14 protein-coding genes are annotated in these 15,278 nt (G+C 57.2%); 12 read left to right on the top strand and 2 right to left on the bottom strand.

The window, feature by feature from the left end; translation table 11 throughout:
- Positions 1-23: 23 nt before the first annotated feature.
- The 4 genes from H7C18_RS15500 (at position 24) to H7C18_RS15485 (ending at position 3,861) form a co-directional block, all read left to right on the top strand.
- Positions 24-1,580, top strand: a complete 1,557-nt coding sequence (locus tag H7C18_RS15500; RefSeq protein WP_185129995.1) for an extracellular solute-binding protein — start codon at positions 24-26, stop codon at positions 1,578-1,580.
- Positions 1,581-2,155: 575 nt separating this feature from the next.
- Positions 2,156-2,569 carry a DUF1801 domain-containing protein gene (locus tag H7C18_RS15495; protein WP_337913558.1) on the top strand — a complete coding sequence of 138 codons (414 nt, stop codon included), beginning with the start codon at positions 2,156-2,158 and terminating at the stop codon, positions 2,567-2,569.
- A gap of 36 nt (positions 2,570-2,605) precedes the next feature.
- A complete protein-coding gene (locus H7C18_RS15490; RefSeq protein ID WP_185129994.1) occupies positions 2,606-3,025 on the top strand; it encodes a hypothetical protein in 420 nt (139 codons plus the stop codon).
- Positions 3,026-3,057: 32 nt separating this feature from the next.
- Positions 3,058-3,861, top strand: coding sequence for an aminoglycoside adenylyltransferase domain-containing protein (locus tag H7C18_RS15485; RefSeq protein ID WP_185129993.1), 804 nt, complete (start codon positions 3,058-3,060; stop codon positions 3,859-3,861).
- A 546-nt stretch (positions 3,862-4,407) separates the two neighbouring features.
- On the opposite strand, the gene H7C18_RS15480 is transcribed toward H7C18_RS15485, so the two are convergent.
- Positions 4,408-5,457, bottom strand: a complete 1,050-nt coding sequence (locus H7C18_RS15480) for a LacI family DNA-binding transcriptional regulator (protein ID WP_185129992.1) — start codon at positions 5,455-5,457, stop codon at positions 4,408-4,410.
- Between the two features lie 241 nt (positions 5,458-5,698).
- Here H7C18_RS15480 and H7C18_RS15475 point away from each other — a divergent pair, with 241 nt between their 5' ends.
- Genes H7C18_RS15475 through H7C18_RS15455 form a run of 5 tightly spaced genes read left to right on the top strand, consistent with a single transcriptional unit; the run spans position 5,699 to position 11,381 of the window.
- A complete protein-coding gene (locus H7C18_RS15475; protein WP_185129991.1) occupies positions 5,699-7,132 on the top strand; it encodes an L-fucose/L-arabinose isomerase family protein in 1,434 nt (477 codons plus the stop codon).
- 21 nt (positions 7,133-7,153) lie between these two features.
- Positions 7,154-7,999: a transketolase gene (locus tag H7C18_RS15470; RefSeq protein ID WP_185129990.1), complete on the top strand. Its 846-nt coding sequence runs from the start codon at positions 7,154-7,156 to the stop codon at positions 7,997-7,999.
- A 1-nt stretch (position 8,000) separates the two neighbouring features.
- Complete coding sequence (locus H7C18_RS15465; RefSeq protein ID WP_185129989.1) at positions 8,001-8,939, top strand: transketolase family protein; 939 nt, start codon at positions 8,001-8,003, stop codon at positions 8,937-8,939.
- A gap of 9 nt (positions 8,940-8,948) precedes the next feature.
- Positions 8,949-10,454 (top strand): glycerol kinase GlpK, encoded by a 1,506-nt coding sequence (gene glpK / locus H7C18_RS15460; protein ID WP_185129988.1) that lies wholly within the window; start codon positions 8,949-8,951, stop codon positions 10,452-10,454.
- A gap of 21 nt (positions 10,455-10,475) precedes the next feature.
- Positions 10,476-11,381, top strand: coding sequence for a nucleoside hydrolase (locus H7C18_RS15455; protein WP_185129987.1), 906 nt, complete (start codon positions 10,476-10,478; stop codon positions 11,379-11,381).
- 329 nt (positions 11,382-11,710) lie between these two features.
- On the opposite strand, the gene H7C18_RS15450 is transcribed toward H7C18_RS15455, so the two are convergent.
- On the bottom strand, positions 11,711-13,204 hold the full coding sequence (locus tag H7C18_RS15450) for a DHA2 family efflux MFS transporter permease subunit (protein ID WP_185129986.1): 1,494 nt from the start codon (positions 13,202-13,204) through the stop codon (positions 11,711-11,713).
- A gap of 214 nt (positions 13,205-13,418) precedes the next feature.
- On the opposite strand from H7C18_RS15450, the gene H7C18_RS15445 reads away from it, so the two are divergent.
- The 3 genes from H7C18_RS15445 to H7C18_RS15435 are packed head-to-tail and all read left to right on the top strand — an operon-like array spanning position 13,419 to position 15,223.
- Positions 13,419-14,015: a TetR-like C-terminal domain-containing protein gene (locus tag H7C18_RS15445; RefSeq protein ID WP_238357721.1), complete on the top strand. Its 597-nt coding sequence runs from the start codon at positions 13,419-13,421 to the stop codon at positions 14,013-14,015.
- A gap of 47 nt (positions 14,016-14,062) precedes the next feature.
- A complete protein-coding gene (locus tag H7C18_RS15440; protein ID WP_185129985.1) occupies positions 14,063-14,575 on the top strand; it encodes a GNAT family N-acetyltransferase in 513 nt (170 codons plus the stop codon).
- 24 nt (positions 14,576-14,599) lie between these two features.
- On the top strand, positions 14,600-15,223 hold the full coding sequence (locus tag H7C18_RS15435; RefSeq protein ID WP_185129984.1) for a short chain dehydrogenase: 624 nt from the start codon (positions 14,600-14,602) through the stop codon (positions 15,221-15,223).
- The last annotated feature ends 55 nt before the right edge of the window (positions 15,224-15,278 follow it).

Raw genomic sequence — 15,278 nt, 5'->3', positions numbered from 1 at the left:
CATCCATAAGGAGCGTGTTCGCGATGAAAGGATTCAGACGGACTCAGGCGGTTGCGGCGCTGCTGGCGCTGGCGCTGCCGCTCGCCGCATGCAGCGGCAACGGGAAGGAAGAGGCTGCGTCCAGCGCCGGCTCATCCGCGGCGTCGTCCGATAAGCCGATCGAGATTTCCTGGCTCAGCTTCAATCCGCCGGAGAACGATTCGACCCCGGTTCAGCAAGCGCTGGAGAAGAAGTTCAACGTGAAGTTCAAGAATGTCCGCGTCGAGCGCGCCAATTACGACGAGCAGATGAACATCAAGTTCAGCAGCGGCGAAGTGGCCGATCTGATTTATCTCGACTTTTCCCCGCAGCGGCTGGAGACGTTGGTGAACCAAGGCATTCTCGCGGAGCTCCCCGAAGACGAGATTCGCGGCAAGATGCCGGAGTATGCCGGTACGATCGACCAAGCGGACCCGACACTCTGGGACTATAGCAAGGTGAACGGCAAAGGCTACGGCATTCCCGTCATCTGGCCGATCGGCGATCTGCCGTTCCTGCCGGGCTACAACGGAGACTGGCTGAAAAAGATCGGCTACGACGCCCCGCCGACGACACTGGATCAGTTCGAAGACGTGCTGCGCAAGTTCCGCAACGACGATCCGGACGGGAACGGGCAGAAGGATACGTACGGCCTGTCCGGGCAGGGGACGGACGCCCGCTCGTTCTCGGTCGTGTTCGGGGCGTTCGGCGTTCGGCCGGACTACATGGTCGACGAGAAGACGAAGCAGGTCGTCTACGGCCTGACGACGGAACAAGGTCGGGAAGCGCTCAAAGTGATCAACCGTTGGTATAAGGAAGATTTGATCGATCCGGAGTTCGTCACCAAGACGGCCAACGACTATCACGACGACTTCGTCAACGGCATCGTCGGCGTCCGGGACTGGATGTCCTACCAGTTCGAGCCGCGGGTCGGCATCGTCGGCGCTCCCTTTTACGCCAAAAATCCGAACAACAAGATCGTCGTGGGCAAGCCGCTCGCGGGACCGAACGGACCGGGCAAAGCTTATTCCTACGGATCGCAGAACGCGTTTATCGCCATGGGCAAGCAGGTGGAGAAGGATCCGGCCAAAAAAGCGAAGCTGTACGAGATTCTGAATGCGCTCGCGACGGACGATTCGACGTATTTGACCGCCGTTTACGGCATCGAGGGGGAGCATTACCAGATGCAGGACGGCGTTCCGATCATGAAGCCGGAGTACGCGAACGAGAACGCCAAGTACAAGATCGGCGCAGGCACCTTCTACGGCGTCTTCGGCACGAAGTCGAAGCTGATGGAGAAGTACGATTACACCCAGGATACGCTGAAGTTCATCGACTCTCTGCGCGACGGCGTGCAGACGATCGACTCTCTGGCCGTCTACGTGCCGGCGATGACGGAATATCCGGACCTGGGCAAGCTGGCAAGCGAATCGTATTTGAAGTTCGTGCGCGGGGAGTTGAACCTGGACGCCGATTTCGACAAGTTCGTTCAGGACTGGAACGACGCCGGCGGCAAAGAGATTCTTCGGCAGATCAACGAGAAGTATACATTCGGCTCTTAACGGGCTGAAAGGTCGACCGCACGGGCGGAGACCTTCTCCAACCGTACATTCTGGTCATGCGCGGCGCGGAAGGCTTTTTTTGTTTGCTGAATCCAGTATCAGGAGGGCAGCGCTAGCCCTAAAAATCGTCATCGTCTCCGTCGAATACTCGCGGAAACCTGCGCTGTCGTTACTGGGCTCTCGGATGTTGAAGGCAGGTAACTTGTTGCAAAAAAACACTTTTTCAAGCGGTTATTCACAAAAGACTAACGTTTCGTGATTGGAATATGTATAATTATGGGTGTATTTTAGGTTTTTTTGCTCTAGCGAAACTGAGCAACGTTATTTGGACCGAATGATCGATTTTAAAAATGTAACGAACCCAGGTGATCTTATGGAGAAGAATTCCCCTGTTTTCCTGACGAGTCTGGGTCTATAAGAGCGTTCAGATTCGTTAAAACCAGAAGTCTTTGTTTTTTCGCCAATTAAGGTCGTAGGGATTCGTTACAATAGCCCGGTCCCTTGAATTTTCCGGCGGCGGGCATTTGATCTTAAGCGGGCCGGTCGGTTCAACTCGCAAACAAAGGGGGATTGAAGTGGCCAAAACAACGAAGCTCTCGGGTGAGGAGCAGGTAGCCGATTTTTTTCGGAAATCGGAGCATCCGTTCAAGAAGGAGATGGAGGAAGTTCGGAAGATCGTTCTGGGAACCGGAATCGGACTGTCCGAACATATCAAATGGAATGCGCCCAGCTTTTGCGTAAACGGACAAGATCGGATCACGTTTAACCTGCATGGAAAAGACGGCTTTCGTCTGATCTTCCATTGCGGCTCCAAGACGACGGGGCTCGCCGGTCAAGCTTCGCTTTTCATGGATGACACCGGATTGCTGGAATGGGTCGCAGGAGACAGGGCAATCGCGAAGATCGCCTCTGCCGGCGATCTGGAAGAGAAGAGACAGAAGCTCGTTGAAGTCGTTCGCGGATGGATCGAAGCGACGAAAGATTTGTAGCTGGGTAACACTTTCATACTGGGGGAAGCACTCTCAATGAAAAACAATCGGATAAAGATTTTTCTCGTATGTTCTCTGCTATTTACTTTGCTCGTCCCGCCTGCCGCGGCGGCGACGAAGACCGTTAAGGTCAAAATTACGCTGGCGAGCGTCGAGCTCGTCGAGAATAACCATGTCGGCAACGAGTGGTATACGACCGCGTCGATCAACGGCAAGGCGGTCAAAGAGGGATCGACCGTCACCCTGAACTTGAAACCGTCGGACAGCATTCAATTGAAAGCGTATGCCGAAGAGCAGGACAAGGTGCCCGATGTCGGAACGAAGAGCGTCTCGGTCAAAGTGTCTTCCATTAGCAAATCGCTAAGCAAAAGTCTTGCGGTGCAGGTAGTAGAAAACCGCGGCAGATACTCGGGTAATACGGCGGAGTGGAAGTTTGCGTTTAAGATTCAAAAATAGCTTAGGCCCAAAGCTCGCTTCGACAGGAGGCGATGACGATAAACTTATATGGCTGGGACAATTGCCCTGCAGAGGTGAAGGACCAAGTCGGAAAGCTGCAAGAATGCTTGATTCGGCAGCTGGACGATAATCTTCTGGGAACGTACCTTCACGGCTCGCTTGCGCTTCAATGCTTTAACCCGGCTTGCAGCGATCTGGATGTTATCGTTCTTCTAAAAGAGAGTATCGACGTAGAGGTGAGATTTCGGCTCGTACAAGAGCTGCTGGCTTTGTCCTTAAACCCGGCGCCGATCGAAATCAGCCTGATTACGCAAGGAGGCATTCGGCCTTGGCGGCATCCGACGCCTTTCGAGCTGCATTGCAGCGAATACTGGAGGCAGCGGTACGAAGACAGCGTGGTTCTCGGCGATAAGGAATTTTGGGCGGGAACGCCCGTGGATGGCGATCTGGCATGCCACATCATGTTGATTCGCCAAAAAGGAATTTGCGTGTACGGGCTGTCCGTCGCGGAGGCTTTTCCGGACGTGCCCGAACCCGACTTCCGTTCGTCCATCTTGGACGGAGTCGATTATGCGGCGGATTCCCTTCGAACGTTGCCCGTATACGGAATTCTTACGTTGTGCAGGGTGTTGTCGTACCTGAAGACGGGCCGGATCTTGTCCAAGCGGGATGCCGGGATCTGGGCGCTTCATCTTCTTCCGGAGAGCTTAAGGGATATCGTCCGGAGCGCCGTCGAGCTGTATGAAGGTTCCAGATCCGACATGGCCGCCATGAGCGATGAAGATTTGAATAGCTACAAAAGCTTTATGCTAAGCGCCATTCAAAGTGCGGCTTAGCTTTTTATTTGAACTAAAGAAAGGATATCGGATTCGGTTCCCGGGACGGAGCCGGATGCGGCCTTGAACGAGGTGCTGATGGTGTCATGGAAATGGGTCGGTGACCGATCGCATGGATGCGGCGACGGCTAACGAATCGTAGCGTTCTTATTCGCCTTCGGAGAGGCCCATTTGGATTCTAACGAACCGGAAAAGCCTTATTTACCTCTGCAAGCGGGAAGCAAGGCGCTTTTTCACCAAATAGCGTTTATACGATTCGTTAGAACGGACCAACCCTCGTTTATGCCGGAATAGCGTCGTGTGGATTCGTTAGGGTCCGTCGCCTGCTGTTGCCCGTCGTCACCCCCTGTCGCCCTTACACGCTTGTGTTCTCACCGATCCTTGTGCCAGGGCCGACGAAGAGTCTGATCTGAGCCGATCTCCGTAAGATGAGGGGGGAGGAGAACCGCTTGGGGCGAAAGAAGCGGGCGTGTCGGACGAGGATCACCGGCGGGCGGTCGAGGCCAACTTTGAAGGGGGAGTGAAGCGGAACGTCTTCGCCTTGGGTCATTGGAGGGGATCTCCGACGATCCGGGTCGAACGCCTCTCCACCAGCTGGGTGTCGACTTTGACCTTGGTGTTCACGGTATCCTCCGAAGCGATGCTTTGGACCAGCAGGTCGACGGCCAGATGGGCCATCTGTTCCTTCTCCGTATGCACGGTGGTCAGCTCCGGCGTCACGATGCTCGCTTCGGAAATATTGTCGAACCCGACGACGGACACGTCTTCCGGGATCCGGTACCCCATCTCCGTCAACGTCTTGATCGCGCTGATCGCGATGTAGTCGCACTCGCAGAAGAAAGCGCTGGGAAGCGGCTTGCCGGCTTCCAGATGTTCGCCGAGCTGCCGCTTGAGCGATTCCTGGGACGACAGGATCGTCGGAGCGACGGTGAACGTGCAGTCCTCCGCCAACTCGACCCCGTGCTCGCGCAGAGCATAGGCGAATCCGTTTCGCCGCTCCTCGAAATTATGGATTCTCACATCGGAAGCGATGTAGCCGATTCGCGTATGGCCGCTGCGGCACAGGTGCGAGCCGGCTTGGTACGCGCCGATCATATTGTTGATCTCGACGAAATGAACCGGCAGCGTATCGTAGCAATTGTCGAGCACGACGAGCGGAAGCGGCAGCAGATCGGCGATCTCCGCAATCTGGGCGCGGTCCAGGTTCGTGCCGAGCAGGATCACGCCGTCGCTCCGCTTCTCGTCGGCGATGCTGCGGATCTGCTCTCCCAGCTTGTTCATCTCGATCGTGCTGAACAGAAGAGAGAAGCCGCGGAATTTACAGCGCTCCTCGATGTAATGGATCAGCTCGCGGAAAAACGGCTGCTGATAATACTGCTCCAGAACGATCCCCGAATTGGCGAACACGAGAAAAGTCAATGTCCGGGAGCCCGCTTCCGCCGCATGGGTGCGAGGCTTCGGCATATAGCCGTGGTCCTTTGCGATCTTCAGAATGCGTTCGCGCGTCTCCGGTCCGATTCCCGGCTTGCCGCTGAAGGCGATCGATACGGCCGACTTCGAGACGCCGGCCAGACGTGCGATATCCTCCATTTTCATATCCGATCCACTTCCCGCCCTCAGGTTTAGTAAGTTTAGTCTACTCATTTTTAAAACAAAACTCAACCCCAATCTTATTTTAGTTAATTGTTTAGTTAAATTCAGAGTATTTTTCGGAAAATATCGCGAATGTTTATTGATTAATGCGCGAAACGATGATAATCTGGGGATGAAAATCGCAATGAACTTAACTAAACAGAATGATTAGTTTAGTTACATTTTCCCTTTAGGAGATGCGTCCATGAGAAAATTGAAGCTCGGCTACGCGCCGACCCGACGCTTCGTCTTCAGCGCCGAAGACGCTTTTCGCTACAAAGTTCTCATTAAAGAGAAGATCGAAAGCTTCGGGATGGACATCGATATCGTCGATCTCGAGGGGCTGAATCAAGAAGGGCTGTTGTACGACGATCACGTGAATGCCGACCAGATCGTCGAGCGTTTCCGGCAGGAGCAGGTGGACGCCGTATTTTTCCCGCACTGCAACTTCGGTACGGAGGATACGGTGGCCAGAGTCGGGAAAGCGCTGGGCAAGCCGGTTCTGCTGTGGGGGCCGAGAGACGAGGCTCCGCTCGAGGACGGCATGCGGCTGCGCGATACCCAATGCGGTCTGTTCGCGTCGGGCAAGGTGCTGCGCCGGTTCAACGTTCCGTTTACTTACGTCACGAACAGCCGCGTAGACGATCCCGTTTTCGAAAGGGGATTCACGAATTTCGTTGCCGCCGCCAACGTGGTCCGTCAGTTCCGAAACCTTCGCATTCTGCAGATCGGGCCCCGGCCTTCGTCGTTCTGGACGATGATCTGCAACGAGGGCGAGCTGCTGGAGCGCTTCGGCATCGAGCTTCACCCGATTACGCTGATCGACATTCAGCGGGCGTCGAAGCGAATCGAGAACGGCAACGGTTCGGAGCTGGCCGCGGCGGTCGACGACATCAAGGCGAAGCTGGACTGGTCGGAAGTCACCGAGGCGGACGTGAAGCGCATCGCGGCTCTCAAAGTGGCGATGAAGCAGTACGCGGAGCAAACGGGAAGCACTGCCATCGCGATTCAGTGCTGGTCGTCGCTTCAGGAAGCCATGGGCATCATGCCTTGCCTGGCCAACGCGATCTTGACCGACGAGCAGATTCCGGTCACTTGCGAGACCGATATTCACGGCGCGATCACGTCCGTCATGGTCCAGGCGGCGACGATGAATCAGCATCCGACCTTCTTCGCCGACTTGACGGTGCGCCATCCCGACAATCCGAACGGCGAGCTGCTGTTTCACTGCGGCAATTTTCCAGTCTCGCTCACCGTGGAGAACAGGCCGAAGCTGCGGAAGCACTTCCTGTTCGACGACCACTCGCCCGGAACGCACGAAGGCGAAATTCGCGGCGGAAGCATGACGCTGGCCCGCTTTGACGGAGACCACGGCGACTATCAGCTTTTCCTCGGGAAAGCCAAAGGCATTCAGGGGCCTTACACCCGCGGCTCTTACGTATGGGTCGAAGTGAACGATTGGCCGCTGTGGGAGGAGAAGCTCGTGAAAGGGCCTTACGTCCATCATGCGGTAGGCATTCACGCCAACGCGATTCCGGCTCTTTACGAAGCGTGCTCGTATATTCCGGGGCTTTCGCCGGATCCGGTCGATCCGACGGAGCGCGAGATTCAGGCTTGGCTGCGAGGATCGGATCTCTAAGCCGGGAGGAGGAACGAAGCGATGAATTCCAATGCATTGAGGCAAAAGGCCGTCCAAATCCGGATGGACCTGCTGCGAATCATTCACCGCGCCAAAACGGGCCACACCGGCGGCTCGCTCAGCAACACCGATATTTTAACCTCTCTTTATTATCGCGTCATGAGGATCGATCCATCCAACCCGAAGCTGCCGGACCGCGACCGGTTCATCGCGAGCAAGGGCCATTCCGTGGAGTCGCTCTGGTGCATTCTGGCCGACCTCGGGTTCTTCCCGAAGGAGGAGCTGTTCACGTACAGCCAATTCGGCACCCGGCTGATCGGCCACCCGAACAACAAGGTTCCCGGCATTGAGATGAATACGGGCGCCCTCGGTCACGGACTGGCCATTTCCGTCGGGATGGCGCTTGCGTCGAAGCGGGACGGGTTGGGGTATCGCGTTTTCTGCCTGATGGGCGACGGCGAACAGGCGGAAGGCTCCGTCTGGGAAGCGGCGATGGCGGGAGCGCACTATAAGCTGGATAACTTGGTCGGCATCGTCGACCGCAACCGGCTGCAGATCAGCGGCTCCACGGAGGAAGTGATGGGGCTGGATCCGTTGGACGAGAAATGGGCTTCGTTCGGCTGGCATGTGGTGACGGTGGACGGCAATGACGTGGATGCGCTCGTGAGCGCGTTCGAAGCGGTCCCGGCCGCATCCGGCAAGCCGACGCTTGTCATGGCGAATACCGTGAAGGGCAAAGGCGTATCGTTCGCGGAAAATGTGCCGCATTGGCATCATCACGTGCCCAGCGACGAGGAGCTGGACCGGGCGCTCGCGGAGCTGTCCGCGGCTCTGGAAAGCTTGCGGCAGGAAGGGGAGAAGGGCTAACATGGGGAACACGATCCCGAACCGGCAGGTCGTCTGCGAGACGCTGCTGGAGCTGGCGAAGGAAGACCGGGCCATCACGGTGCTCGCCAGCGATTCGCGCGGATCCGCGGCCATGGCCCCGTTCGCGAAGGCGTATCCGGACCAGTTCGTCGAAGTCGGCATCGCCGAGCAGAACATCGTCGGAATCGCGGCTGGCCTTGCGCATAGCGGACGGAAGCCGTTCGTGGCGTCGCCCGCTTGTTTCTTGAGCATGAGAAGCATCGAGCAGATCAAGGTGGACGTCGCCTATTCCGGCACGAACGTGAAGCTGGTCGGCATTAGCGGCGGCGTCAGCTACGGCGCGCTCGGCATGTCGCATCACTCCGTCCAGGATCTGGCCGTCGCCCGCGCTATTCCGGGCCTTGCGGTGATGATGCCGGCGGACCGCCACGAGACGAAGCGGATGACGGAAGCGCTTGTCGGCTACGAAGGCGGCGCGTACGTTCGCATCGGGCGGAATCCGGTCGAGGATGTATACGATTCGGCCGACTATGAGTTCACGATCGGCAAGGCTGTGACGATGAAAGAAGGGGAGGACGTCACCCTGATCGCAACCGGCGAGACGGTCCGCATCGCGCTGGACGCGGAAGCCCTGCTGCGAGAAGTCGGGGTATCCGCCCGGGTGCTGAACATGCATACGATCAAGCCGCTGGACGAGGAGGCGATCGTCCGCGCAGCAGAGGAGACGGGACGAATCATTACGGTGGAAGAGCATAGCATTCACGGCGGACTCGGGGCGGCCGTCGCGGAAGTCGTCGTCCAGCGTCATCCCGTGCCGGTCCGCATCCTCGGCATCCCCGACGAACCGGCCATTGCCGGCAAGACGTCGGAAGTGTTCAAGCATTACGGGATCAGTGCAGATTCGATCAAGCGGATCGCTCTCGATCTGATCGGCAGGTAGAGGAAGACCATGGAGAAACGTTACCTGCTCACGATCGATCAGAGCACGTCGGGCACGAAAGCGCTGCTGGTCGACCGCGCGGGCCGAATCGCCGTCCGATGCTTCGCCGATCATAAGCAGCTGTATCCGGCGGCGGGTTGGGTCGAGCACGATCCGGAAGAGATTTACCGGAATGTCGTGAAGCTTGCGCACGAGGCGCTTCGGCGGGCCGGCATCGCGCCGGACCGGCTCGCGGCGGTCACGATCACGAACCAGCGGGAAACGGCCGTCATGTGGGACCGCGCCACGGGCCGGCCCGTCTGCAACGCGATCGTCTGGCAGTGCCAGCGAACGGCCGATCGGTGCTCGGCCCTGAAGGAAGCGGGGCACGAGCCGGCCGTTCGCGAGAAGACCGGCCTGATGCTGGATCCGTATTTCTCGGCTGCCAAATGGAGATGGATGCTCGAACAGGTTCCCGAAGCGCGGCGCGCTCTCGCGGAAGGAACGCTGCTCGCCGGCACGATCGACAGCTGGCTCCTATGGAAGCTGAGCGGCGGGGAGGTTCATGCAACCGATTACACGAACGCGAGCCGGACTTCCCTGTTCGATATTCACGAGCGGACCTGGGACGACGGGTTGTGCGATCTCTTCGGCGTTCCGAAGGAGATTCTGCCGGAGGTAAGATCGTCCGACGATTCGTTCGGGGTGACTCGCGACCCGGCCCTGTGGAGCGAGCAGGTTCCTTTGACGGGCGTGATCGGCGATTCCCAGGCGGCGCTGTTCGGACAGCTGTGCCTGGAGCCCGGGATGACCAAGGCGACCTACGGGACGGGAACGTCCGTCCTCATGAACATCGGCGACCGGCCGGTTCCCGCCGGCAACGGTCTCGTTCTCGCGATCGCATGGGGAAGGGGCGGCGGCGTTGCGTATGCCCTGGAAGCCGTGATCCGAACTTCGGGGGACAGCATCAAGTGGGTGAGAGACAATCTCGGGCTGTTCGATTCGTTCGAGGAGATGGACCGATTGCTCGAGGAGGCGCCGGACAATCAGGGGGTGTATCTCGTTCCCGCCTTCGTCGGATTGGGAGCGCCCTATTGGGATCCACGGGCCCGGGCGGCTATTCTGGGCATGAGCCGGAGCACCGGCAAAGCCCACCTCGTCCGGGCGGCGCTGGAGAGCATCGCCTACCAAGTCCGTGACGCGGCGGAGATGATGGAGGCGGAGGCCGGCATTCCGCTGGCAGCCCTGCGGGCGGACGGCGGCGCCTCCGACAACCCGCGCCTCATGCAGTTCCAGGCCGACCTGCTCGGCCGGACCGTCGTCAAATCGGATGCCGCCGAATCGTCCGCCCTGGGATCCGCTTATATGGGAGGACTCGGCATCGGATGGTGGCCGTCGGCGGCCGAGCTTCCCGTCGGCGGTCAAGACTTCGCTTGCCGATTCGAGCCGGCCATGGCGGCCGAAGAGCGCGAACGGCTTTATCAAGGATGGAAAAGAGCCGTTGCCGGCATCGTGACTACGAATAAGGAATCGTGAAAAGGGAGGATCCGACGTCTTATGAGCCATTCATTCATTCCGAAGAATAAGTTGAGGGTCATCATCAACACGGACGCCAAGAACGAAGCGGACGACCAATACGCCATCGTCCATGCCATCCTGACTCCGACGTTCGAGCTGCACGGCATCATTCCGGCCCACTTCGGCGACAGAAGGTCGAAGACCAGCTTGAAGGACAGCCACGACGAGACCATGCTGCTGCTCGATCTGATGGGACTTCGGGACCGAATCCGGGTCGAGGACGGAGCGGCGACCGCGATGCCGGACGAAGAGACTCCGGTCGATTCCCCGGGAGCGCGGCTCATTATCGAGGAAGCGATGAAGGAAGACGACCGGCCGCTTCATGTCGCTTTCTACGGACCGCTGACGGACATGGCGTCCGCGCTGCTGCTGGAGCCGAGGATCGCCGAGCGGAACGTGAAGGTGATCTGGATCGGCGGAGGGGAATGGCCGATCGGCGGACGGGAATATAATTTGTCCAACGATATTCATGCCGCCAACGTCGTCTTCAAGTCTTCCCTGGAGCTGTGGCAGATCCCGAGTACGGTCTACAAGCTCATGCCGGTCAGCTATGCGGAAATGCTGGAGAAAGTCTATCCGCAAGGCGAGCTTGGGAAATACCTGGCGGAGCAAGTGTACGAGTTCAACGAGAGCATTCCGAACGGGACGTTCGAGTACCGCTCGCTCGGCGATTCGCCTGCCGTCGGGGTCATTCTGTACCCGGACTGCGGCCGCTGGTCCTGGAAGCCGGCCCCGATTTTCGACGCGCAGATGCACTATATCCATACGGGCCGTTACCGTCCGATTCGGGTCTACGATACAGTGGATGCCCGGTTCGTTCTCGAAGACTTCTTCGCCAAGCTCGCCCGGTTTCATCGAGGTCTTCACGCTTATTCCCGAGCTTGATCTTTTACGGAATCCAACCCGCTCTCCGGAGCGGGTTTTTGCATTTCCGCTTCAGCGATCGGACTTCATCTTCTCGTGATATCCTGCCCATTCGCCTTCAGCAAACATTCTCCTGCATCCCTATAATCATTTTGTATCACTTGAAAAGGATGTGGCGGATTTCAACTTGTGCTCCTTCACGGCATGGCGTTCATCGTAATAAGCGGAATTCTGATCTCGAGGGTCGTAAGCGGCATCGTGTGAAAGCAACCGGCCACGCGCAAAGCTTAACAAAAACGCCTGCTATCGCCTCGATCGGCGAACGGCAGGCGTTTTTATGCTGCAAAAACTTATGCTTCCGTAGCTTGGACCTCAACCGCCGGATCGGCCTTTTTCGCTTCGGCCGTCTGCCCCGTCCGCTTGATGAAGAAGGCGAGCAGCAGACCGACGATGCCGATCCCGATAATGACCAGATAGGCGTCGTTGATTCCCTTAATGGTGGATTCCAGGATCATATGGTCCTGCGAACCTCCTGAACCGGATGCCGCCATATCCTTCAGGTGAGTGGCGGTCCGATTCGTCATGACGGTCACGAGCAAAGAGGTTCCGACGGCGCCGGCGACCTGCTTGATCGTGTTCGAGATCGCCGTGCCGTGTGCATTCAGACGCGACGGCAGCTGATTGAGACCGGCGGTCGTGATCGGCATCAGGAACAACGCCATCCCGAAGCGGCGGCCCGTCGACATCAGAACCAGATACGTATAGCTGGTCGAATCCGTCAGGTTCACGAAACCGATAGTGGTTCCGATCGTGATGGCCATTCCGATGACCGACAGCCATTTCGCTCCGAAGCGGTCGAACAGCCTTCCCGTGACCGGCATCATAAAGCCCATCAGGAGGGAACCGGGGAGCATCAGCAGGCCGGACTCCATGGCGGTATAGCCGCGAGCGTTCTGCAAATACAGCGGGAGCAGCATCATATCCGCATACATCATCATCGTAACGGCGATATTGATGATAGTCGTCAACGTAAACATGTTGTACTTGAACGCCCGAAGGTCGAGCAGCGGATTTTTGGAAGCCAGCTGCTTCCAAGTGAACAGGGCAAGGGCGATAACGCCTGCGATCAGCGAGACGATGACTTCCGAGCTCGACCAGCCCTCGCTGCCGGCCCGGCTGAAGCCGTACAGCACCGCGCCGAATCCGATCGTGGACAGGAGCACGCCGAGGATGTCGACCTTACTGGCGACCCGTTCCGAGACGTTCTTGAGATAAATATAGGCTAATACGATGACGAGAAGAACGAGCGGAATCATGGCGTAGAACATCGTTTGCCATGCGTAATTCTCCAACACGTATCCGGCCAGCGTCGGTCCGATCGCCGGAGCGAAAATAATCGCGAGTCCCATCGTCCCCATGGCCGCTCCTCTTTTTTCGGGAGGGAAGAGCGTCAGGATGACGTTCATCAGCAGCGGCATGATGATGCCGGCGCCGGCGGCTTGAATCAGGCGTCCCGCCAGCAGAACGGGGAAGCCGGTGGACACGGCCGATACGACCGTTCCGGCCAGGAACAGGATCATCGATGCCTGGAACAGCTGACGCGTCGAAAACCTCTGCATCAAGAAGGCGGTAATCGGGATCAGAACGCCATTCACCAGCATATATCCGGTCGTCAGCCATTGGGCTGTCGTTGCCGAAATGTCAAAATCGGTCATAAGTTCCGGGACGGCGACGCTCATTACCGTCTGATTCAGCGTTGCCAGGAAGGCGCCCAGTATCATAATGAACAGGATCGGCCCCTTCCTCACGCCGCCGCCGCTGTCCGCCTTCAAATTCGTGCTCATCTTGCTTCATCCTCTCGACTAAATTTACACTGTGTAATATAATGAACAAGTCATAAATTAGATTGTAGTCAGATTGGAGAGCTTTGCAATCGACACATTTTTACGAAGTGTAAATTAATTATCACATTCACTCGGTTTTGTCGCTTACCCGTGAGATGTTCGACGAATAAGCCGAGAAATGTAATCATTAGGAAATCAGAGAGGGGTAGACAGGTTGAACCATTCCGAACCGCGCACCGATCCCCGTATTCTTCGCACGCGCCGGCTGCTTCGGGACGCCTTCGTCGAGCTGCTGGAAGAGATGGACGTCGAGAAAATATCGGTCAATCGGCTCGCCGAACGCGCCACGATCAATCGGGTGACCTTCTACCTTCACTATCGGGACATCCCGGACATGATGGAGAAGATGGCGGACGATATGATCGAGGATCTCTCCTCGATCCTTCAAGCGCCGAATGAGCTTCGTTCATTGGATCCGGAGGTGGAATGGCCGATCATGGTGAATTTGCTGGAGCACATCGCGCAGCACGCCCGATTCTATAAAGTGATTCTCGCGACGAAGCGAACGACGGTGTTCACGGAACGGTTGCTTGGGCTGCTGACGACGTTGATTACGGATAGATTCGAACGATCGGGAGGCGATTCCAAGCTGGCGGAGCTGGGGATCAAACGCGATATCGCCATCTGGTACGGGGCCTCGGCTCTTATCGGAACGATTGTCTCCTGGCTCCGCAGCGACATGCCTTATACGCCTCTCTTCCTGGCCAAGCAATTCGCACTTTTGCGGCGTTACCATCTGATGAAGTCGTGATGGGAAAGACTCTTAAACGAGCAGATGTAAGATCGGGACGGTGATTTATGGACTTCAGAAAACTGCAAGTCGAGGATGCGGAAGCCTATTGGAAGCTGAGGTTGCAGGCTTTGTATGAATATCCGCGATCGTTCGGAGCTTCGTATGAAGAGGTCAAAGACACGCCGATAGAGAGAATCATAGAACGGTTCTCCGCCGGCGATTCCAACTTTATCCTCGGAGCGTTCTCGGAGCCGGAAGAACTGATCGGCATGGTGGGGTTCAGACGAGAGACTTTTTTGAAAATGCGGCATAAGGGAACGGTTTGGGGCATGTATGTGGATAGAGTGTTTCAGGGACGGGGAATCGGCAAGCGATTGATGCAAGAGCTGCTTCATCGTGCCCGGAAGATCCCCGAGCTGGAGCAGATACAACTGTATGTAGTCGATACCAATGAACATGCCAAGCGGCTGTATCGGTCCGTCGGGTTCACAACCTACGGGCTGGAGATCCACGCGATGAAATTGGATGATAGCACCTATGTAAATGAAGAGTTCATGATCTATCGATGGGAGAGATGAAGGAATACCGTGAAACCCGAAACCATGAGAAAACGCAAGGTCATCGTGATCGGAGCTACGGGAACCATCGGTTCCGCTCTCGCGGATCTGCTCGAAGCGAATCATTACGAGGTTGTCCGCGCGTCGCGTAAAGGGACCGTCCGGGTTGACTTGGAGGACGAGTCTTCCATGGAGGCGCTTTTCGCATCCGTTCTCGATGTCGATGCCATCGCCGTCACTGCCGGAAGCGGCAAACTGACGCCATTTTCCCAGATATCGGAAGAGGACTTTCGGTTTGGCATGAAGAGCAAAGTGCTGGGACAGATCTCTCTGGCGCGCAGAGCGGCCGAGCGCTTGAACGAAGGCGGGTCCATCACCCTCACAAGCGGGAATATGTTCGAGAGCTTGATACCCGGAAGCGCGGTCAGCGCATTTGTGAACGACGGACTGGAAGGGTTTGTTCGTGCTGCCGCAATCGAGCTGCCGAGGGGAATTCGATTCAATATCGTCAGCCCGGGCTGGGTCAAGGAGACGCTGGAAAATATGAGTTTTGATGTCAAGGCGGGATTGGGTTTGACGAATGTATCGGGCACGCTTGCAAGCGCCGTGGCGCAAGCCTACCTGAAGGCAATCGAAGGAACGATGAACGGGCAGACGATTCGGCCTTAAACGCAGTCGAACTGAACAGGGGGAGAATCGAATGAGCAAAAACCAGCTAATGTTT

This window comes from Cohnella zeiphila, from assembly GCF_014212055.1.
Lineage (GTDB): Bacteria > Bacillota > Bacilli > Paenibacillales > Paenibacillaceae > Cohnella > Cohnella zeiphila.
This window is presented reverse-complemented; position numbering and strand designations above follow the sequence as displayed.